This is a genomic window from Massilia alkalitolerans DSM 17462 (assembly GCF_000427785.1).
GTDB lineage: Bacteria > Pseudomonadota > Gammaproteobacteria > Burkholderiales > Burkholderiaceae_D > Telluria > Telluria alkalitolerans.
Map to the genome: position 1 here is coordinate 1 of NZ_ATYR01000009.1, position 20,155 is coordinate 20,155.

General features: G+C 64.2%; 16 protein-coding genes and 1 pseudogene. 8 read left to right on the forward strand and 9 right to left on the reverse strand.

Annotated elements, in window-relative coordinates; genetic code table 11:
• Positions 1-245 (forward strand): annotated as a pseudogene (locus YWC_RS33525) (IS110 family transposase); the annotation flags it as partial.
• A gap of 30 nt (positions 246-275) precedes the next feature.
• On the opposite strand, the gene YWC_RS0111065 reads toward YWC_RS33525, so the two are convergent.
• The 6 genes from YWC_RS0111065 to YWC_RS0111090 all read right to left on the reverse strand — a co-directional run bounded on the left by YWC_RS0111065 (position 276) and on the right by YWC_RS0111090 (position 9,176).
• Positions 276-2,318: a S9 family peptidase gene (locus tag YWC_RS0111065; protein WP_051306390.1), complete on the reverse strand. Its 2,043-nt coding sequence runs from the start codon at positions 2,316-2,318 to the stop codon at positions 276-278.
• Positions 2,319-2,354: 36 nt separating this feature from the next.
• Complete coding sequence (locus YWC_RS0111070) at positions 2,355-4,403, reverse strand: alpha/beta hydrolase family protein (protein WP_027865428.1); 2,049 nt, start codon at positions 4,401-4,403, stop codon at positions 2,355-2,357.
• A gap of 142 nt (positions 4,404-4,545) precedes the next feature.
• Entirely contained in the window at positions 4,546-6,606 is a 2,061-nt protein-coding gene (locus tag YWC_RS0111075; protein ID WP_027865429.1) for a sodium:solute symporter family protein, read from the reverse strand.
• Positions 6,603-6,908 carry a DUF4212 domain-containing protein gene (locus tag YWC_RS0111080; RefSeq protein ID WP_051306391.1) on the reverse strand — a complete coding sequence of 102 codons (306 nt, stop codon included), beginning with the start codon at positions 6,906-6,908 and terminating at the stop codon, positions 6,603-6,605. Before YWC_RS0111080 ends, YWC_RS0111075 begins: the two co-directional genes overlap by 4 nt.
• Complete coding sequence (locus YWC_RS29065; protein WP_084416391.1) at positions 6,898-8,478, reverse strand: sensor histidine kinase; 1,581 nt, start codon at positions 8,476-8,478, stop codon at positions 6,898-6,900. The genes YWC_RS0111080 and YWC_RS29065 overlap by 11 nt, the downstream gene beginning before the upstream one ends.
• Positions 8,475-9,176, reverse strand: coding sequence for a response regulator transcription factor (locus YWC_RS0111090; protein ID WP_027865431.1), 702 nt, complete (start codon positions 9,174-9,176; stop codon positions 8,475-8,477). Before YWC_RS0111090 ends, YWC_RS29065 begins: the two co-directional genes overlap by 4 nt.
• Positions 9,177-9,411: 235 nt before the next feature.
• Here YWC_RS0111090 and recA point away from each other — a divergent pair, with 235 nt between their 5' ends.
• The 6 genes from recA (at position 9,412) to YWC_RS33720 (ending at position 14,999) form a co-directional block, all read left to right on the forward strand.
• On the forward strand, positions 9,412-10,494 hold the full coding sequence (recA, locus tag YWC_RS0111095) for a recombinase RecA (protein WP_027865432.1): 1,083 nt from the start codon (positions 9,412-9,414) through the stop codon (positions 10,492-10,494).
• 22 nt (positions 10,495-10,516) lie between these two features.
• Positions 10,517-10,975 carry a recombination regulator RecX gene (gene recX / locus YWC_RS0111100; RefSeq protein ID WP_027865433.1) on the forward strand — a complete coding sequence of 153 codons (459 nt, stop codon included), beginning with the start codon at positions 10,517-10,519 and terminating at the stop codon, positions 10,973-10,975.
• Between the two features lie 497 nt (positions 10,976-11,472).
• The gene (locus tag YWC_RS0111105) at positions 11,473-12,048 is read left to right on the forward strand and encodes a DUF2889 domain-containing protein (protein ID WP_027865434.1); all 576 of its coding nucleotides are present in this window, start codon (positions 11,473-11,475) and stop codon (positions 12,046-12,048) included.
• Between the two features lie 72 nt (positions 12,049-12,120).
• Positions 12,121-13,290 carry an ADP-forming succinate--CoA ligase subunit beta gene (sucC, locus tag YWC_RS0111110; protein WP_027865435.1) on the forward strand — a complete coding sequence of 390 codons (1,170 nt, stop codon included), beginning with the start codon at positions 12,121-12,123 and terminating at the stop codon, positions 13,288-13,290.
• An 18-nt stretch (positions 13,291-13,308) separates the two neighbouring features.
• Positions 13,309-14,190, forward strand: a complete 882-nt coding sequence (gene sucD / locus YWC_RS0111115) for a succinate--CoA ligase subunit alpha (RefSeq protein ID WP_027865436.1) — start codon at positions 13,309-13,311, stop codon at positions 14,188-14,190.
• A gap of 323 nt (positions 14,191-14,513) precedes the next feature.
• Positions 14,514-14,999, forward strand: a complete 486-nt coding sequence (locus YWC_RS33720; RefSeq protein WP_051306392.1) for a pilin — start codon at positions 14,514-14,516, stop codon at positions 14,997-14,999.
• Positions 15,000-15,543: 544 nt separating this feature from the next.
• On the opposite strand, the gene YWC_RS0111125 is transcribed toward YWC_RS33720, so the two are convergent.
• The 3 genes from YWC_RS0111125 to YWC_RS0111135 all read right to left on the reverse strand — a co-directional run bounded on the left by YWC_RS0111125 (position 15,544) and on the right by YWC_RS0111135 (position 19,060).
• Positions 15,544-17,619 (reverse strand): S9 family peptidase, encoded by a 2,076-nt coding sequence (locus tag YWC_RS0111125; protein ID WP_027865438.1) that lies wholly within the window; start codon positions 17,617-17,619, stop codon positions 15,544-15,546.
• Positions 17,620-17,716: 97 nt separating this feature from the next.
• The gene (locus YWC_RS0111130; protein WP_027865439.1) at positions 17,717-18,430 is read right to left on the reverse strand and encodes a flagellar brake protein; all 714 of its coding nucleotides are present in this window, start codon (positions 18,428-18,430) and stop codon (positions 17,717-17,719) included.
• A gap of 174 nt (positions 18,431-18,604) precedes the next feature.
• Positions 18,605-19,060: a fasciclin domain-containing protein gene (locus tag YWC_RS0111135; protein ID WP_027865440.1), complete on the reverse strand. Its 456-nt coding sequence runs from the start codon at positions 19,058-19,060 to the stop codon at positions 18,605-18,607.
• A gap of 119 nt (positions 19,061-19,179) precedes the next feature.
• On the opposite strand from YWC_RS0111135, the gene YWC_RS0111140 reads away from it, so the two are divergent.
• Positions 19,180-20,148, forward strand: a complete 969-nt coding sequence (locus tag YWC_RS0111140; protein WP_027865441.1) for a MerR family transcriptional regulator — start codon at positions 19,180-19,182, stop codon at positions 20,146-20,148.
• Positions 20,149-20,155 lie beyond the last annotated feature (7 nt).

Sequence of the window (20,155 nt, forward strand, 5' to 3'; positions counted from 1 at the left end):
GCAGTGTTCGAGGCAAACCCCATATTTCCAGGTTCGGACATGGCGTCATCCGAAAGCTCCTGTACATGCCAGCAATGTGTACACTTTATCGCACGACCTGGGCAAGGCCTTTCCTTGAACGCCTGACGCGTAATGGCAAGAAGCCGATGACGATCATTGTTGCCATGATGCGCAAGCTGCTTCATGTTGCCTTCGGTGTGCTAAAAGCTGGCGAAAAGTTCGATCCGGCCTTGCACACCGTTTGACGACCATAACAGTATCTACAAAGGCAGAGGCTAGCGTGCGGCGCCGCTGCCGATGTGCTTGTCCAGGAACTTCTCCACCCGTCCCCAGAAATCTACCCTGGTCGACAGCTGCGACCAGCCATGCCCCTCTTCGGGGTAGACCACCCATTCCACCTCCTTGTTGTGGCTTGCCACCGCGTCGCGGAACTTCTTGCCGTGGTAGAGCGGCACGCGGCGGTCCGACGCGCCGTAGGCCAGCAGCACCGGCTGGGTGATGCGCGCCGCCTGTTCGATCGGCGAGGTGGCCTTGAGCTGGGCCGCGTCCTTGACCTGATCGCCGACCAGCAACGGCATGCCGTGGATGCGCCAGTCGTCCTGCAGGTCGGACTTGAAACTCCAGTGGCCGTCGTAGAGCAGGTTGATGTCGGTGACGCCAAAGTAGTTGACCGCGCACTTGTACAGGTCGGGGTCCTTGACGAGGCCCATCAGGGCCGCGTAGCCGCCGTAGCTGCCGCCCGCGATGCAAATGCGCTGCGGATCGGCATGACCCTGCGCGATCGCCCAGCGCGCGCCGTCGGCGATATCGTCCTGCATCGCCAGGCCCCACTGTTTCCAACCGGCGCGGTAGTGCGCCTGGCCGTAGCCGCGGCTGCCGCGGAAGTCCGGCTCCAGCACCGCGTAGCCGCGCGAGGCCAGGAACTGGGAGGTCGGGTTCCAGCCCCAGTGGTTGCCGCGCAAATAGGGGCCGCCGTGCACCAGCATCACCAGCGGCAGGTTCTTCTTCGCGCCGCCGGCCGGCAGCGTGAGCAGGGCCGGGATCTCACGTCCGTCGCGCGCCTTGTAGCGCACCGGGTCCTGGCGTCCCATGCGGGCCGGGTCGATGCCGTCGCGGCTCTTGCCGACCAGGACGAAGGCGCCGGTCTTCGCGTTGTAGGCGCGGTAGGTCACCGGGCACGTGTCCGAATACGAGCGCACCAGCACCCATTGTGCGTCGAGCTGCGAGGGCACGGAGATGGTGTTGACGGTGCTCGGCAGTTGCTTGTCGACGGCTTCCTGGACGGCCTGCATCTCCTTGTCGAACCAGACATTGGCGCGGGCGTCGGTCTCGATCGAGACGCCCAGCACCTTGCCGCGGCGGGTCACCAGGCCGCCGGTGAAGTCGTAGCCGCGGGTGACCACGATTGGCTCCGGACTGAGCTTGCCGCTGGCCAGGTCGTAGGTGTGCAGCGAGGCAGTGTCCTGGCCCGCCTGGGCCAGCACGAACAGCGTGCCGTCGGCGCCGAAGCCGACCGGCGTGAATGCGTCCTTGCTGCCGGCATAGGTGGCGAACTGCGCGATCGTGCGCCAGGTCTCGCCGTCCTTTTCGCGGTAGTAGATGGTGGTCTTGCCGTCCTTGCTATGGGTCGCGAGGCGCGGTTCGCCCGCGTTGTCGAGCAGCCAGCCATCGATGGTGCCCGGGCGCTTGACGGGCCAGGTCTGTCCGGTGCGCGTATCGAGCTGCAGGAGGCCGACGGTGCGCACCTCGCCGAGCTCGTTGAACTCGGGGGTGACGACATAGGCGCGGTCCGAATCCTGGGCGCCGCGCTGGCGGAGCATGAAGGTGTTCCAGGACAGGATGCGGCGGTTGATGTTGGTGCCGGGCGTCTGGGCCTCGTGGGGGCCGCGCCGGTGCGCCAGCTGACGCATGGCCGAGCCGTCGCGGTCGACCGCATACAGGCCGCTGGACAGGACCTGGCCGCCGGGGCCAGTCTGCTTGTCGCTGACGTTGAACAGCAGGCGTTGGTCGCTCACCCATTCGAAGTCGAGGATGTCGGCATCCTTGAAGCCGGCAACCATGCGCGGCTTATTGTCCTGCAGGTCGAGTACCACCAGCGCGTCGCGCCGGCCAGGTGCGGCCGAGATCGCGGCCAGGTAGCGTCCGCTCGGCGACAGCGTCGCGTCTTCCAGCAGGGGATTGGAGAAAAAGGCGTCGATCGGCATCGGCGCAGTATCAGCCGCGGCTGCAGCTCCCGCCGCAAAGGCAGGACCGGCAAGGGCGGCGCCGATGGCGAGGCCGGGGAGCAGGCGTGCGCACAGGGAGAACAGTGGAAGCATGGACTCTTTCTGAACAGTTATCGGCATGGCTGGCTTTCAAGGCTTGGCCGCACCCGCGCCGATGTGTTTGTCGAGGAAGCGCTCGACCCGGCCCCAGAAGTCGACCTGGTTCTTCGGCAGCGACCAGCCGTGACCTTCTTCGGGATACTCGACCCATTCGACGTTCTTGTTGGTCTTCATGACGGCATCGCGGAACTTCGTGCCGTGGTTGATGGGCACCCGCTGGTCGACGCCGCCGTAGGCCAGCAGCAGCGGCTGGGTGATGCGGGCGGCCTGCTCGATCGGTGAAGTGGCCTTGAACTGGGCCGCGTCCTTGACCGGGTCGCCGACCCTTTCCGGCATGCCGTAGGCCTTGAACTCGTCCGAGGTGTCGTTGGTGAAGCTCCAGCCGCCGTTGTACAGAAGGTTGATGTCTGTGACGCCCACCCAGTTGATGCCGCATTTGTACAGGTCCGGATCGTTCACCAGTCCCATCAGCGTGGCGTAGCCGCCATAGCTGGCCCCGGCGATGCAGACGCGCTTGATGTCGGCGATGCCTTTGTCCGCCGCCCAGCGCACGCCGTCCGCGACGTCGTCCTGCATCGCCAGCCCCCATTGCTTGAAGCCGGATGTGAAATGCTTGATGCCGAAACCCAGGCTGCCGCGGAACTCCGGCTCGAGCACGGCATAGCCGCGCGACGCCAGGAACTGCGAGTACGGGTGCCAGCCCCAGGAGGCGCCGCGTACCCAGGGGCCGCCATGGACCAGCACCACCATCGGCAGCCCGGTGCGCTTCGCGCCCGGCGGCAGCGTCAGCAGGGCCGGGATCTCCATGCCGTCGCGCGCCTTGTAGCGGATGAACTGCTGGCGTCCCATCTGTCCCGGATTGATCTTCGGACGCGCGTCGGCGATCTTGTTCAGCAGCTTCGTCTGCGTGTTGTAGAGCGAGTAGGTGCCGGGCATGACGTCCGAGTACGACCACACCAGCACCCACGGCGACTCCGGCTGCGCCGGGACCGAGACGATGTTGATGGTCGACGGCAGCAGCTTGTCGACCGAGGCCTGGATCGTCTTCATGCCCGGGTCGAACCATTCGTTTGACTCGGCATCGGTGCGGAAGCGCACGCCCAGCACCTTGTCGCGGTTGCTCACCAGGCTGCCGTCGAAGTCGTAGCCGGCAGCGACCAGCACCGGCTGCGGGTCGATCTTGCCGGTGGCCGGGTCGAGAACGTGGACCGAGGTCGTATCGCGTCCGCCGCTGCGCGCCCGCACGAACAGCTTGCCGTCCGACGCGAAGCCGATCGGCTCCAGCTCCTTGCTGCCATCGCCGAAGGTCGGGAAGCTGGCCAGCACGCGCCACGCCTGGCTCGATGGATCGCGGTAATGCAGCGTGGTCGTGTCGCGCTCCTGCGACGTGGCCAGGCGCGGTTCGCCCTTGTGGTCGAGTGTCCAGCTGCGCACGCCGGCAACGGGGCGGGATACGGTTTGCGTGGCTCCGGTCAGGGTATTCAGGCGTAGCAGGTCGACACTGCGCACCTTGCCCGCGGCGTCGAGGTTGTGGCTGGTGACATACACGTATTCCGAATCCTGAGCGCCTTCCTTATCGAGCATGAAGGTGTGCCAGGGCAGGACCTTGCGCGTGGAGCGGGTGCCGTGGGTCGCGCGATTGCCGACGCGGTCGGCCAGTTCGACGAAGCGCTCGCCATCGCGATCGACGGCGTACAGGCCGGGCGCATAACGCATATCGCCCTGGCCTACGCCTTTTTCGCGCGTGTCGAAGAGCAGGCGCTCGTTGCTGATCCACTGGAACTCGCCGATGCCGGCGTCGGTGTACGAGGCAACGACCTTGGCGCTGTTGGACTGCAGGTTCACTACCACCAGCGCGTCGCGCCGGTCGGGCGTGCTGGAGCGCGCGGCCAGGTAGCGTGCGTTCGGCGACAGCTTGGCGTCGCTGACCGGGGAACCGGAAAAGAAGCTGGCGATCGACGGCAAGGCAGCCGCTGCCGGGGCCTGCGCCTGTGTTTGCGCGTGGGCGCCAGGCAGGGCACAGGCGATGCTGGCGGCCAGTGCAGCGCCGGACAGCGCGCGCAGGAGGGATGGTGTCATGTCAAATCTCGAAGTGAATCGTTGCGGAAAAATGGCGACCCAACAATAGCAGCCACCGCCGCTCACCGGAACCCTTCGGACGACATCCATGCGCCATGCATATGCGCTGTCGCGCCGGCGCAGCAGTGCAACGCGCTCTCTACTACTGCTCGTCCTCCGGCGCACGGATGTAATCCACCATGCCCAGGCTCGCATGGCTCGGCGGCGCGCTCAGCAGGCTGCCGATCACCGTGGCCAGCAGCCCCGCCGGCACCCCGAACACGCCGGCCGCCAGCGGCTGGATGCCTAGCCAGGACTGATCCAGGCTGCCGCCCAGGGTCGGGCTGGCGCGCAGCATGTACCACAGGCAGACCAGGAAGCCGGTGACCATGCCCGCCATCGCCCCCATGTGGTTGGCGCGCTTCCAGAACACGCCCAGCACCAGCACCGGGAAAAGAGTCGAACCGGCGAGCGAGAACGCCGCGCCGACCAGGGAGAGGATGTCGGCGGGCTTCTGCGAGGCGGTATAGGCCGCGATGAAGGCCACCGCCAGCAGCAGCAGCTTGGAGATCGTCACCCGCTTCTGGGTCGAGGCGCCCGGATCGACCATCTTGTAGTACACGTCGTGCGACAGCGCGTTGGAAATCGCCAGCAGCAGGCCGTCGGCCGTGGACAGCGCCGCGGCCAGGCCGCCGGCCGCCACCAGGCCCGAGATCACGTAGGGCAGGCCGCCGATCTCGGGCGTGGCCAGCACCAGCACGTCGGCGTCGATCGCGATCTCGGCCAGCTGCACCACGCCGTCGCGGTTGACGTCGGCGATGCTGAGCAGGGGACTGACCTTGTCCACGCTGGCCCAGTACGAGACCCAGGTGGGCAGCGACGAGAAATCGCTGCCCACCAGCGCGGTATAGATGTCGTACTTGGCCAGCACTGCCAGCGCCGGGATGGTCAGGTAGATCAGCAGGATGAAGAACAGGGTCCAGAACACCGACACCCGGGTCTCGTTCACCGAGGGTGTGGTGTAGGCGCGCATCAGGATGTGGGGCAGGGCGGCGGTGCCGAACATCAGGCAGAACACCACGGCCAGGAAGTTGTTGCGGCGCTTGTCTGATTCCTCTTCGGTCGCGCCAGGGAAGGGCACCGTGTGCGGCACCGGCGGGCGGGCGCGCGCCAGGTTGGCGTCGCGCTGCTCGAGCCACAGGGCGCGCGCCTCGTCGGCCGAACCGGGATAGGTATTCAGGGCGCGCTCGGCCTGGCGCACCTCGACCAGCGAGGCATTGCTGGCGCGTACCGCGGCCAGGTTGCGCTGCGCTTCCAGCTGGCCTGTCTCCCACGAGGCCGGCAGGGCGGCCAGGCGCGCCGCATATTCGTCGGCACGGCGCCGGAACTCGGCCCGCACCTGTTCCTCGCGCGGGTCCTTCTCCAGCTGCTGTTCGCGCGCGGCCAGCTTCTGTAACAGCGAGCCGTAGGCCACCTGGGGTATGGGATTATCGGCATGCTTGGCCGCCAGCCAGATGCTCGGGATCAGGAAGGCCACCAGCAGGATGATGTACTGGGCCACCTGGGTCCAGGTGATGCCGCGCATCCCGCCCAGGAACGAGCAGACCAGGATCGAGGCCAGGCCCAGGAAGATCCCGACCGAGAAATCGACGCCGGTGAAGCGCGAAGCGATCAGGCCGACCGCATAGATCTGGGCCACCACGTAGGTGAAGGAGACCAGGATGGTGGCGCCTACCGCCAGCGCCCGTACCGGTCCGCCGCGTCCGCCCGCGCCGCCGCCGTAGCGCACCGCCAGGAAATCGGGGATGGTGTATTGCCCGAACTTGCGCAGGTAGGGCGCGATGAGCAGGGCCACCAGCACGAAGCCGCCGGTCCAGCCCATGATGTAGGCCAGCCCGTCGAAGCCATACAGGTACAGGCCGCCGGCCAGGCTGATGAAGCTGGCCGCCGAGATCCAGTCGGCGGCCGTGGCCATGCCGTTGAACAGGGCGGGCACGCGCCGCCCGGCCACGTAGTATTCGGTGACGTTCGAGGTGCGCGCCACCACGCCGATGGTGGCGTACAGGACGATGGTCGCGAACATGAAGATGTAGCCGATCCACAGGCGCGGCATGCCTTCCTGCTCGAGCAGGGCCAGCGCGACCAGGAACAGGGCGAAGCAGGCTGTATACCAAAGGTAGTAGCGCGACAGCTTGCGGAAGTAGGGCGGCTTGTTCGCGCTCATGCGCTCTCCCGCGCGGCGTCTGGGTACAGGCGGTCGAGCCGGCGCATGCGCCAGGCGTAGAACACGATTACGGCGAGCGACACCAGCGAGGCGCCTTGCGCCGCCATGTAGAAGGACAGGGGCCAGCCGAACAGGGTGAAGCGCGACAGCTCGCGCGCGAAGAACACGGTGCAAAAGCCGGTGCACAGCCACACCACCAGCAGCGCCGCGGTCAGGCGGCGCGTCGCCTGCCAGTGCGCGGCGCGGGCGGCGGCCAGGCGCGCGTGCGGATCGCTCGGCGTAGGCGGGGAATCAGTCGGCATCGATGGGTTCATGGACAGGAGGCGGGAAGGTCAGGCGGAACAGGCTGCCGGGATACTTGGGCGAGTGGCTGCGCGGGTTGTTGAAGATGTCGATCTCGGCGCCGTGCTGCTGCGCGATCTCGCGCACGATCGCCAGCCCCAGGCCGCTGCCCTGCACGTTGCTGCCGAGGATGCGGTAGAAGCGTTCGAACACGTTGGCGCGTTCGCTCGGTGCGATGCCGGGACCGGTGTCTTCGACCTCGAGCAGGGCATGCTCGCCGTCGCGCCGCACGCGCACCGTCACGCTGCCGCCCTGCGGTGTGTAGCGCAGCGCGTTGTCGATCAGGTTCGACAGCAGTTCGCGCAGCATCAGCGCGTTGCCGGCGATATGCAGGGTTTCGTGCGCGGGCGTGTCGGGCGATTCGTAGCCGAGGTCGATGCCATGCGCGAACGAGGCCTGCACCCAGTCCTGCACGGTGGCGCGGGCCAGCTGGGCCAGGTCGATTTCCTCGAAAGCGAGGCCGGCATGCGGCTGGTTCTCGGCGCGGGCCAGGGCCAGCAGCTGGTTGACCAGGCGCGTGGCCGATTCCGAGCTCTTGGCCAGCTGCTCGAGCGAGCGGTGGATCTCGCCCGGGTCGACCTGGCGCAGCGCCAGCTCGGACTGCATGCGCATGCCGGCCAGCGGGGTCTTCATCTGGTGCGCGGCGTCGGCGATGAAGCGCTTCTGCATCTCGACGGTCTGGGCCAGGCGCTCGAGCATGTCGTTGAAGGAGCCGACCAGCGGCGAGATCTCTTCCGGCACCTGGCGCGGGTCGATCGGCGACAGGTCGTCCTGCGGGCGCGCGCGGATGCGCTCCTGCAGCTCGGCCAGCGGGGACAGGCCGCGCGACAGCGCGAACCAGACCAGCGCCAGGATCACCGGCAGGATGATGAACTGGGGCAGGATCACGCCCTTGATGATCTCGTTGGCCAGGTGGGCGCGCTTGTCGAGGGTTTCCGCGACCTGCACCAGGGCCAGGCTGGGCGGCGTGCCCGCCGGGCGCGCGCGCAGCGGGTCGAGGTTGACCCAGGAGTAGGCGACGCGTACCGGGGTGCCGTGGATGCTGTCGTTGCGGAACACCACGGTGCCGCTGCGGGTGCGCTCCTCGGCGTCAGGGGCGGTGTTGCGCGGGCGCGGCAGGTCGCGGTCGCCGTCGAGGTGGGCGCCGTCTGGCCCGCTGATCTGGAAGTAGACGCTGTCGACGTCGTCGGCGCGCAGCACGTCGGTCGCGCTGCCGGGCAGCTGCACCTCGGGCCGGCCGGCCACCGTGCGGATCTGCTGCGACAGCACGGTGACGCGGTCTTCCAGCGCGTCGTCGAAAGGCTGGTTGGCGATCGACTTGGCCACCAGGTAGGTGATCGCGATGCTCATCGGCCACAGCAGCAGCAGCGGGGCCAGCATCCAGTCGAGGATCTCGCCGAACAGCGAGTGACGGATGTTCTCGTCGGGCTCGGGATTGGGCGGGACCCAGGGCCGGCGCTCGGCGGACAGGGACGCGTCCTGCCCCGCGCCCGGAGGCGTGTCGGCAAGCCCGGCGTCGCGTTCGTTCACTTGTTCTCTGGAGCCGTCGCGCGCGGGGCGTCGGAGTATTTCTCGAGGCAGTAGCCGAGGCCGCGCACGGTGGCGATGCGCACGCCGCCGACCTCGATTTTCTTGCGCAGGCGGTGCACGTAGACCTCGATGGCGTTGTTCGAGACTTCCTCGCCCCATTCGCACAGGTGGTCGACCAGCTGCTCCTTGGAGACCAGGCGCCCGGTGCGCGCCAGCAGCACTTCCAGCAGGCCGAGCTCGCGCGCCGACAGGTCGAGCATCTGGTCGTTGATGTAGGCGCTGCGGCCGACCTGGTCGTACACCAGCGGGCCGTGGCGTACCACGGCGGGGCCGCCGCCGGCGCCGCGGCGGGTGAGGGCGCGCACCCGCGCCTCCAGCTCGGACAGGGCAAAGGGCTTGGCCATGTAGTCGTCGGCGCCGAGGTCGAGGCCCTCGACGCGCTGCTCGACCGAGTCGGCGGCGGTGAGGATCAGCACCGGCAGCAGCGAGGAACGCGCGCGCAGGCGACGCAGCACTTCCAGGCCGGACAGCTTGGGCAGGCCGAGGTCGAGGATCAGGAGGTCGAACTCCTGGGTGGACAATGCCGTATCGGCATCCTGGCCGTTCTTGACGCAATCGATGGCATAGCCGGACTGGCGCAGGGAACGCGTTAGCCCATCGGCAAGTACGCTATCATCTTCGGCGAGCAGAATTCGCATGGGGGCACCTGTAAAACGTTAGACCTTCAACAGGCCTTATTGTGTTTGATTTATCGCAACAATGCGAGCCTCGCAGATAACAACACCGCGATTTTTTTCGCTTGCCTAAACCACTGGATTTATATACAGTAGTGGCTTGATTTCGCGTGCGGGAAAACTGGATTTTTATACAGTGGTTCTCTTGATTTAAGCGGTAGCGCCCCTACCTTGCCTACTCCACAGCTGAAAGTACATCATGGACGACAAAAAACTCGCATTAAACGTTGCCGAAAAAGGCAAAGCGCTGGCAGCTGCCCTGGCGCAGATTGAAAAGCAGTTCGGCAAGGGCTCGGTCATGCGCATGGACACCAACGCACCGGTCGAGGAAGTGCAGACTGTTTCCACCGGCTCGCTGGGCCTGGACATTGCGCTTGGCGTCGGCGGCCTGCCGCGCGGCCGTATCGTCGAGATCTACGGTCCGGAGTCGTCGGGTAAAACCACCCTGACGCTGCAGACCATCGCCCAGATGCAGAAGCTGGGCGGCACCTGTGCCTTCATCGACGCCGAGCACGCGCTCGACGTGACCTATGCGCAGAAGCTGGGCATCAACCTGGGCGACCTCTTGATCTCGCAGCCGGACACCGGCGAGCAAGCCCTCGAAATCACCGATGCGCTGGTGCGTTCGGGCTCGGTCGACCTGGTGGTCATCGACTCGGTGGCGGCACTGACCCCGCGCGCCGAAATCGAAGGCGACATGGGCGACTCGCTGCCGGGCCTGCAGGCGCGACTGATGTCGCAGGCGCTGCGCAAGCTGACCGGCTCGATCAACCGTACCAATACCCTGGTCATCTTCATCAACCAGATCCGTATGAAGATCGGCGTGATGTTCGGCAGCCCGGAAACCACCACCGGCGGTAACGCGCTGAAGTTCTACGCCTCCGTGCGTATGGACATCCGCCGTACCGGCTCGATCAAGTCGGGCGACGAAGTGATCGGTAATGAAACCAAGGTCAAGGTCGTCAAGAACAAGATCGCGCCGCCGTTCAAGGAAGCCCACTTCGACATCCTGTACGGAGAAGGCACCTCGCGCGAAGGCGAAATCCTGGATCTGGGCGCCGACAACAAGATCGTCGAGAAGTCGGGTTCGTGGTACAGCTATAACGGCGAACGCATCGGCCAGGGCAAGGACAACGCCCGTCAGTTCCTGAAAGACCGTCCGGCACTGGCACGCGAAATCGAGAACAAGGTCCGTGCTGCGCTGGGCGTACGCGAACTGCCGCCGGTCCTCGCTGCTGTCGAAGACAGCGGCAAGGACAAGCTGAAGGCAGTCGGCGAGTAATCGCCGGGCTTGTAGAGTGCCTATGCCTGCACCCCAGCTGAGCCTGAAAGCGCGCGCGTTGCGTTATCTCTCGATGCGCGAGCACAGCCGGCTCGAGCTGGGGCGCAAGCTGGCCCGTTATGCCGAGGAGGGCGATGACGTGGAAGCCCTCCTGGATTTCCTTGAGAAGAACAACTGGCTGTCGCAGGAGCGTTTTGCCGAATCCCTGATCAACAGGAAAGCAAGCCGCTTCGGCAACAGCCGCGTGATGGCCGAGCTGCAAAGCCACGGCGTCAACGGCGAAGCGCTGGATGAGATCAAGGCCGCGCTCGCCGACAGCGAGACCGCACGCGCCACCGAAGTCTGGCGGCGCAAGTTCGGCACCGTCGCCGCCGATGCGGCTGAGCGTGCCAAGCAGATGCGTTTCATGCTGCAGCGTGGTTTCTCCCAGCGCGCTGCACGGATCGCGATGCAGGGCGCTCCCGACGACGACGAGCTGTAAACAGGCTGGAGTTCGAGCCTGTTGACCTGACGAGCCGGCCTGGCCCCAGGCTTGCTCTGACGATATGCCAGGCGTGGCCGCAGGCCTGATGTATCACCCTCGATCATTGCGCTTCTCTATATAGAAGCATGGCTCCGGCGCCAGCGTGGAGCGTCATCCCCGATATGCCCAGGCATATTCCTCAACGGACGATGGCGCTGCACGCTGGCGCTGTGCGTTTACGGAGCGTATGCGGCGCGCCGCTGTCGAGATTGGTCTTACCAACCCGCCAGACCCGTCCAGCCAAAGCAATATTGACGGCTCAGCAAGAAACCAGTCCAATCTTGCCTGCAGTGCAGCAAAAAGCCCTCTGTTGCAGTGCAACCGCCAACGCCGTGTGCTAAACTTTCACGGTTTAAGCAGCGCCGCATGAGCGGTTGTTGTCGTAGAAGCTACGGCAACGTGCATGAAGCACACTGGCTGCACCACTAACCGCCGCGTAAGCGGCATTGGTTTTTATGCCCCTGTCTCCTCCCGTATCGCGCTCGCTCCGGCATACGCGCGCCATCACCGTCGAAGCCTATGCGCGCGACGATGGCCTGTGGGATCTGGACGCCAGTATCCGCGACGTCAAAACCCGTGACATTCCGCTCGCCTCCGGCACCCGTCCGGGCGGCACGCCCGTGCACGACCTCAAGCTGCGCGTCACCATCGACCGCAAGTTGACCATCGTGGACGCCGAAGCCGCGTCCGATTCCGTTCCGTATCCCGGTTTTTGCGAGACCATCGGCCCTGCTTACAAAAAGCTGGTCGGCCTGTCGCTCGTGAACCACTTCCGGCTGCACCTGAAAGACCGCCTCTCTGGCGTGCTCGGCTGCACCCACCTGACCGAATTGGCCCAGGTGCTGCCCACGGCAGCGCTGCAGGCCTACGCCGACGACGTCTTCGACGATCGCGGCGGCGCCGACGCAGATGCGAATAAAAGCGCGGCCGAACGGCCCTTCGAGCTCGACCGTTGCCATGCGCTGCGCAGCGACGGACCGGCCGTGGCCACCTACTATCCCCGCTGGTCGATCAAAGCCGTGTCGGGTTAGCATTCGCTGTTTGTCATTTTTTTGTAATTCAACCGTATTACTCATTCAGTAAATAGAAGAAGGGAAGCCAGCATGAAGATCCATGAGTATCAGGGCAAAGAAATCCTCCGAAAATTCGGAGTGACCGTTCCGCGCGGCATTCCGTGCATGAACGTGGAAGAGGCCGTGAAGGCAGCTGAAGAGCTGGGCGGCCCGGTCTGGGTCGTCAAGGCGCAGATCCACGCAGGCGGCCGCGGCAAGGGCGGCGGCGTCAAGGTTGCCAAGTCGCTGGAACAGGTCAAGGAATACGCCGACCAGATCATGGGCATGCAGCTGATCACGCACCAGACCAGCCCGGAAGGCCAGAAAGTCCGCCGCCTGCTGATCGAAGAAGGCGCCGACATCAAGAAGGAACTGTACGTTTCCCTGGTAACCGACCGCGTCAGCCAGAAGGTCGTGCTGATGGCCTCGTCGGAAGGCGGCATGGACATCGAAGAAGTCGCGCACAGCAACCCGGAAAAGATCCACAACGTCGTGATCGAACCGTCGGTCGGCCTGACCGATGAGCAGGCAGACGATGTCGCCCGCAAGATCGGCGTGCCGGAAGCATCGATCGTCGACGCGCGCACCAACCTGCAAGGCCTGTACAAGGCCTACTGGGAAACCGACGCATCGCTGGCCGAAATCAACCCACTGATCCTGACCGGTTCGGGCAAGGTCATCGCCCTGGACGCCAAGTTCAACTTCGACTCGAACGCCCTGTTCCGTCACCCGGAAATCGTCGCCTACCGCGACCTGGACGAAGAAGATCCGGCTGAAGTCGAAGCATCGAAGTTCGACCTGGCCTACATCTCGCTGGACGGCAACATCGGCTGCCTGGTGAACGGCGCCGGCCTGGCCATGGCCACCATGGACACCATCAAGCTGTTCGGCGGCGAGCCGGCCAACTTCCTGGACGTGGGCGGCGGTGCAACCGCAGAAAAGGTCACCGAAGCATTCAAGATCATGCTGAAGAACCCGGGCCTGAAAGCCATCCTGGTCAACATCTTCGGCGGCATCATGCGCTGCGACGTGATCGCCGAAGGCGTCATCACCGCATCGAAGGCCGTGTCGCTGCAAGTGCCGCTGGTCGTCCGCATGAAGGGCACCAACGAAGACCTGGGCAAGAAGATGCTGGCCGATTCGGGCCTGCCGATCATCTCCGCCGACACCATGGAAGACGCAGCGAAGCAGGTCGTTGCCGCTGCCGCTGGCCAAGCCTAATTCGCGAAGGAAATAAAAATGTCGATTCTGATTAACAAAGACACCAAAGTCATCACCCAAGGTATCACCGGCAAAACCGGCCAGTTCCACACCCGCATGTGCCGCGACTACGCGAACGGCCGTGAAGCCTTCGTGGCAGGCGTGAACCCGAAGAAAGCCGGCGAAGATTTCGAAGGCATCCCGATCTACGCATCGGTCAAGGAAGCCAAGTCGGAAACCGGCGCCACCGTGTCGGTGATCTACGTTCCGCCGGCAGGCGCAGCCGCCGCCATCTGGGAAGCTGTTGAAGCCGAACTGGACCTGGCAATCTGCATCACCGAAGGCATCCCTGTCCGTGACATGATGGAAGTCAAGGACCGTATGGCCAAGGCCGGTTCCAAGACCCTGCTGCTGGGCCCGAACTGCCCAGGCTTGATCACCCCGGACGAGATCAAGATCGGCATCATGCCGGGTCACATCCACAAGAAGGGCCGTATCGGCGTCGTGTCGCGCTCGGGCACCCTGACCTATGAAGCAGTCGGCCAGCTGACCGCCCTGGGCCTGGGCCAGTCGTCGGCAGTCGGTATCGGCGGCGACCCGATCAACGGTCTGAAGCACATCGACGTGATGCGCATGTTCAACGACGATCCTGACACCGACGCGGTCATCATGATCGGCGAGATCGGCGGCCCGGACGAGGCGAACGCTGCTCAGTGGATCAAGGACAACATGAAGAAGCCGGTCGTCGGCTTCATCGCTGGCGTCACCGCGCCTCCGGGCAAGCGCATGGGCCACGCCGGCGCGCTGATCTCGGGCGGCGCCGACACCGCGCAAGCCAAGCTGGAAATCATGGAAGCCTGCGGTATCACCGTCACCAAGAATCCGTCGGAAATGGCTCGCCTGCTGAAGGCCATGCTGTAATCTGAGCAGTTCAAGGTCGACGAAAACGGGGAGCGTGAGCTCCCCGTTTTTTTACCACTCGGTAAATTATTGGCATGCCATGACCAAGGCCCTTGGTATGCATGACAAATTACGTTCCATAAACTGTCCAGCTGACAAAAATTGCTGAGCTCAAGTGACAAATTTTGTCACTCCTCAAGCCAAAACCTGTCCTGACACGGCGTTTCCGTATCTCCCTGCTAATAAAATCAGCATTTTTCGGGCTGGCACACGCCTTGCATATAGGAAAGCGTGGCAACAAGCAGTAACCCAATTACCCGAAACACTACCCTGGAGAGATAGAAATGAACATCAAGCAAATGCAAACCAAGAAAGCTGAAGGCGGTTTCACCCTGATCGAACTGATGATCGTCGTCGCGATCATCGGTATCCTGGCTGCCGTGGCAATCCCGGCCTACCAGGACTACATCGCCAAGGGCAAGGCAGCTGCTGCCTATGCGGACATCGCAGCGGGCAAGACTGGCTATGAAATGGCCTTTGTCGAAGGAAGTGCAACCACGGCTGAAGGTTACCTGGCCAAGGCTGGCCTGCCTGCCAAGACCGGTAACTGCGGGACGATTGCAGCTGCAGTTCCTAGCACCACCGACGGCTCGGCTGCTGCTCTGACCTGCACCATTGCAAGCCCCGGCCGAATTGGCACCGAAGGTACTGCGAAGATCATCCTGAACCGTAGCGCCGAAGGCGTCTACACCTGCGCCACCGAAGGTTTCTCGAAGGATGACTACAAGCCGGCAGGTTGCGATCTGGCCACTACTACTCCTACCACGTAATATTGTGTAGTACGTTAGTAGGCGACCGCGAAAGCGGTTAGCAAAGAGAGACCGCCGCGGCGGTCTCTTTTTATTTTACGCCAGCATGGGGCACTCTTGTCGGTGAAGTCCAGTTGCGAACTGACCACAGAAAGCGAAGTGAAGCATATCCGCATGAGGGGTAACGGTTGCAATGGACAAGAACCGACGTAAGGCAGCCGAGCAGGGCGAGCGGGAAACAATCCGCAAGCTCTTTTGGTCAAAGCAAGGTGGCGTAAATCTGGCAGGAGTTGGAAGCTGCTCGAGCATTCGAAGCGAATGCTTCAGATGCCCGGAGCGGGGCTCGTCAAATGGAGGCCAAAGTGAAGCTGAAGCCTACTTCGACAGTGAAGAGTCCGATCGACCGGACTGGGCAGGGAGGGAAGCGGGCACGGTTCGCGGTTGGTACCGTGACATCAACCGTCCAGGTACCGGTGCGGACTCGTGGGCGGGAGGGCGGCCAGATTTGTCCGCTCCTATCCCGGTTTTAATACTTAATAACGCGGCCGCTGTGGCCTCTGCGGCATCATTCCTGGCGTTTCAGATAACGATCCAGCCAGTTCATCACCGTGTAATGCCACTGCACCGAGTTCGCTGGCTTGAGCACCCAGTGATTCTCGTCCGGGAACACCAGCAGCTGGCTCTCGATGCCCTTGCGCTGCAGCGCGGTGAAGGTGGACAGGGCCTGCGCCGTCGGGATGCGGAAATCGAGGTCGCCCTGGATCACCAGCATCGGCGTCTTCCACTTGTTGACGTGGTGGACCGGGTTGAAGCGCTCGTGATTATCGGGCGCCGCGAAATAGGCGCCGCCGTTTTCCCAGTCCGTGAACCACTGCTCCTCGGTCGAGTAGGCCATGCCGCGGCTGTCGAACACGCCGTCGTGGTTGACCAGGCAGCGGAAGCCGTCGTTCCAGTTCCCCGCGATCCAGTTCATCATGTAGCCGCCGTAGGATGCGCCCAGGGCGCAACTGCGTTCGCGGTCGAGCCATGGGAACTTCTTCACGGCCGCGTCCAGGCCCTTCTGCAGGTCCACCAGCGGCTTGCCGCCCCAGTCGCCGCTGATCGAATCGGTGAATTTCTGGCCGTAGCCGGTCGAACCATGGAAGTCGATGAACACGGTGGCATAGCCCGCGCCCGCGTACACCTGGGGATTCCAGCGATAGCTCCAGCCGTTGCCGAAGCTGCCCTGCGGCCCGCCGTGCACCAGGAAGGCGATCGGGTACTTCTTGCCCGGTTCGGCATTCCAGGGTTTCATCACGTGCCCGTACACCGTCTCGCCATTGGCGCCGGCAAAGCTGAACTGCTCGTACTCGCCCCAGCGCACGTCGGCCAGGCGCTCGGCGTTCAGCCTGGTCAGCTGCCTTGGCCGGCTGCCGGGCTGCATGGCGAACAGCTGCGCGCCGGAGGCCAGGTCGGCCTGGGTATAGACCACCGTATTGCCGCGCACGTCGAAGGCGCCGACCGCGCCCTTGTCGGTCAGCGCCGTCACCTTGCCGCTCGCGACGTCGACCGAGAACAGCCGGTGCTGGCCCAGGTCTTCGGCATCGACGATCAGGGCCTTGCCGTCGGCGCGCCAGTGCAGGCTGCCGGCGGAACGGTCCCAGTCGGCAGCCAGCTTGCGCTTTGCGCCGCTGGCCACGTCCATCAGCATCACCTGATAGCGGTCGGCTTCGAAGCCGGGACGCGCCATCGCCAGGTAGGCAAGGGTTTTTCCATCAGGCGAAAACACGCCCTTGGTATCCCAGGCCGGGTTGTCGGCCGTGAGGTTGCGCGGGGCGCCGCCCGCCGCCGGCACGGTGTACAGGTCGAAGTTGGTCGACCAGGCCTCGGTCTTGCCGGCGATGCGGGCCGCGAACACGATGGTCTTGCCGTCCGGGCTGAAGCGGAACTCCTCGCGGTCGCCAAAGGGCTTCGAGGGCACGTCGCCGTCGAGCGAGCCCGATAGCGCGACCAGGGCGCTGCCTGCCTTGCCGGCGCTGTCGAGCGGCGCCGAGAACAGCACGTTGTTGCGCCCATCCTTCCAGGTGTCCCAATGACGTACGAACAGGCGGTCGTACAGCTTGCCACTGCTCTTGTCCTTGTCCCTGGCGTCGAGACGCTGCTTCGTGCAGGCGAGATCTGCGCAGTCACGGAAGACCGACAGGCTCATCGCCAGGCGGCCGCCTGCCGGCGAGATGCGGAAACTTTCCACGTCGAGGGGGAGGTCGGTGACCTTCACCGGCTCGCCCGTCGCGCCGCCCGCCAGCGGAAGGCGCCACACTTGCGACGAGCCCGAACGGGACGACAGGAAATAGATGGCGTCGCCGGACGGCGACCATTCCGGTTCGGTACTGCTGGAAGCGTGATTGGTCAGGCGCTGCGGCGCCGCCCCGGCAGTGCGCAGGTCGAGCATCCACAGTTCGGTGTGGCCACGGTTCTTGCTCATGTCGGTGCTGCGCACGGTGTAGACGACGCGGCTGGCGTCGGGCGACACGGCCGGGCTGCCCACCCGTTCCATGTTCACCAGGTCTTCCACGGTAAAGCCGCGCGGCGCGGCGCTGGCGCTCGTCGCGACAAGGGCCGCCGCCGCCATTGGCAGCAAACCCGACAAACGAATATTCATGCTCCATCCTTGTTGTCATCTGGCAAGCGGCAGGGCGCTGCTTACGCAGGCCGGCAATTTACCATGGACATCGTTTGGAGCGGGTGAAGGCGCGTCCCTAGACAATCTTGAGCCGGTCCGCCAGCAGCGCCTCGTAGGTCATGTTCTGCAGCAGGGTGTAGTGCACCGGATCCAGGTCGACGAACTGGACGCCGTAGCTGTAGACATCGGGCTTGTCCGGCGCCGGCCGGGCCACCGTCATGTTCCTGATCGCGGCCAGGGTCTCCACCGGCACTTCCTCGTTGGTGGGCGGCGTCGCCAGCATGAACGCCAGCGTGAGCACTTCGCTGTCGGCCGGCAGCGGATAACTCGAATCGATCCTGGCCCCGGTCACCGAGACGTTGGCCAGCGTGCAGGCGATCGGTGAGGCGGCCCCGCTCGCCTTGAACACGCGTGCCGGAATGTCGGCCTTGACCCGCATCGCACCGCGCAGGCTGGTGCCCTGGATCGCGGTCGGGAAGGACAGGTGCACGTAGTTCAGCGGCCGCGGGAACACCCGCTCGACCGAGCACGCGAACGAGCACACGATCACCCCCGAAAACACCCGGACCGTTAGCGGATCGCCCTCCGTCATCGCGATCGGCGCGCCGTTCTCGGTCGGAATCTTGATGATGAGGTATTCGTCCTTGACGTAGCCGATCAGGGTCGAGAAATACTGGGCGGGCTTGAGGTGCCGGTGGGTCATCACCTGCAGCCGGACGCCGACCTGCAAGTTCATGGTTTCGAACTCGACATCGTGGGGCTTGAGTTCGCGGGCTTGTTCGGTGTTCATGTGATGCCGGGGGCTGGTTCGCCGTCGGGATGGCAGACGGAAGGCGGCATCATATCAGCTTATATGTACGCTGGCAGCGCTCTATTCGAGTGGTGAATATTGGTGAGATTGTGAGCAGAAAATCCATTTCGCGGAGACCACCGCCGATGCTGTGATCGGCGGTGGGAGCATGGCTTACTTCGGCATGATGACCGTATCGATCACGTGGATGACGCCATTGTCCGCCGCGATGTCGGTTTTCGTAACAGTGGCCTTGTCGACCATGACCTTGCCGCCGCTGGTGCTGACCTTGAACGCATTGCCCTCGACGGTCTTGACCATGCCCGGCTTGACGTCCGCCGCCATCACCTTACCCGGAACCACGTGGTAGGTGAGGACCTTGGTCAGTGCTTCCTTGTCCTTGAGCAGGGCGTCCAGCTTCGCCTTGGGAATCTTGGCGAATGCCGCATCCGTCGGCGCGAACACCGTAAACGGACCGGGACCTTTCAGGGTGTCGACCAGGCCAGCCGCCTGCACGGCGGTGACCAGCGTATTGAAGCTGCCGGCCGACTTGGCGGTGTCGACGATATCGGCAGCCTGGACCGAGCCGAGGGCCAGGGCAAACGGGACAGCGAGGAAGAATCGTTTCATGATGCGCTCCTTGGGTGGGGGTGAATGAAATGAACTTGTCCCGATAATATAGAAAATTTTGGCGAAATGTCTAAGACTTGAACCTATAATTACAAACATATATGGTTCAAAAACGGTACATGAACATGGTAAATTTCGAAAAAGCGGTTCATCAGACGGTTGTGTATCGTGCCGGCACAGCTGCCCGCATGGCTGGCTTGCCAGTCGAAACCTTGCGTGTATGGGAACGGCGCTACCAGATATCCGACACCCAACGCTCCACGCATGGGCAACGTCTTTACTCGGCCGAGCAGGTCGAGCGTCTGGCCTTGCTCAAGCAACTGGTCGATCAGGGACACGGTATCGGCTTGCTGGCCAGTCTCTCGCGTCAACAATTGGAATCGTTGTTCGAGCAGCACAACCCAGGACAGTCCTCCTTGTCGGCTGTACCGATACGTACGGTGGTCGTGGGAGCAAGCCTGCCGCGCAGGCTGGTCGCGCTCGGTGCCGACGCCATCGGGCTCGACCTGCGCGTGCGCTGCGCCACGCTGGCCGAGTTGGACCAGCAGGAAGTCGGCGATGATGCCGAGGTGTTGATTATCGAGAAGGCGGAACTGGACGATACGGTATTGCCCCGCATCGAGGCCCTGCGCGGGCGCATTCCAGCCGCGATCCTGGTGCTGTACCGTTTTTCGTCGGGCGCAACGATCCGGGCCTTGCGCAACGCCGGGTGCCTTGTGGCGCGCCTGCCTGCCGATTTGGGTGAACTCCTACCCTTGTGCCGGCTTGCCATGCAGGGAGAGCGGCTACCCCTGTCTCACACACCACCACCCGTGCCTGCGCCGCGCTATGGAGACGAAACACTATCGATGCTGGCACAAACAAGCGGGCGCCTGGCCTGCGAGTGCCCGCGCCATCTGGCCGAAGTCTTGATGACCGTTGGGAGTTTCGAGCGCTACAGCGCCCAGTGCGCGGTACGCAGTCCGGAAGACGCCGAACTTCACGCGACCCTGCAACGCAGCGCGGGCCAGGCCCGCGCCCTGCTGGAAGACGCCCTGGAACGGCTCGCGCTTGCCGAAGGAATCAACGTGGTGACGAGCCGCGCTTGAGAGTGCT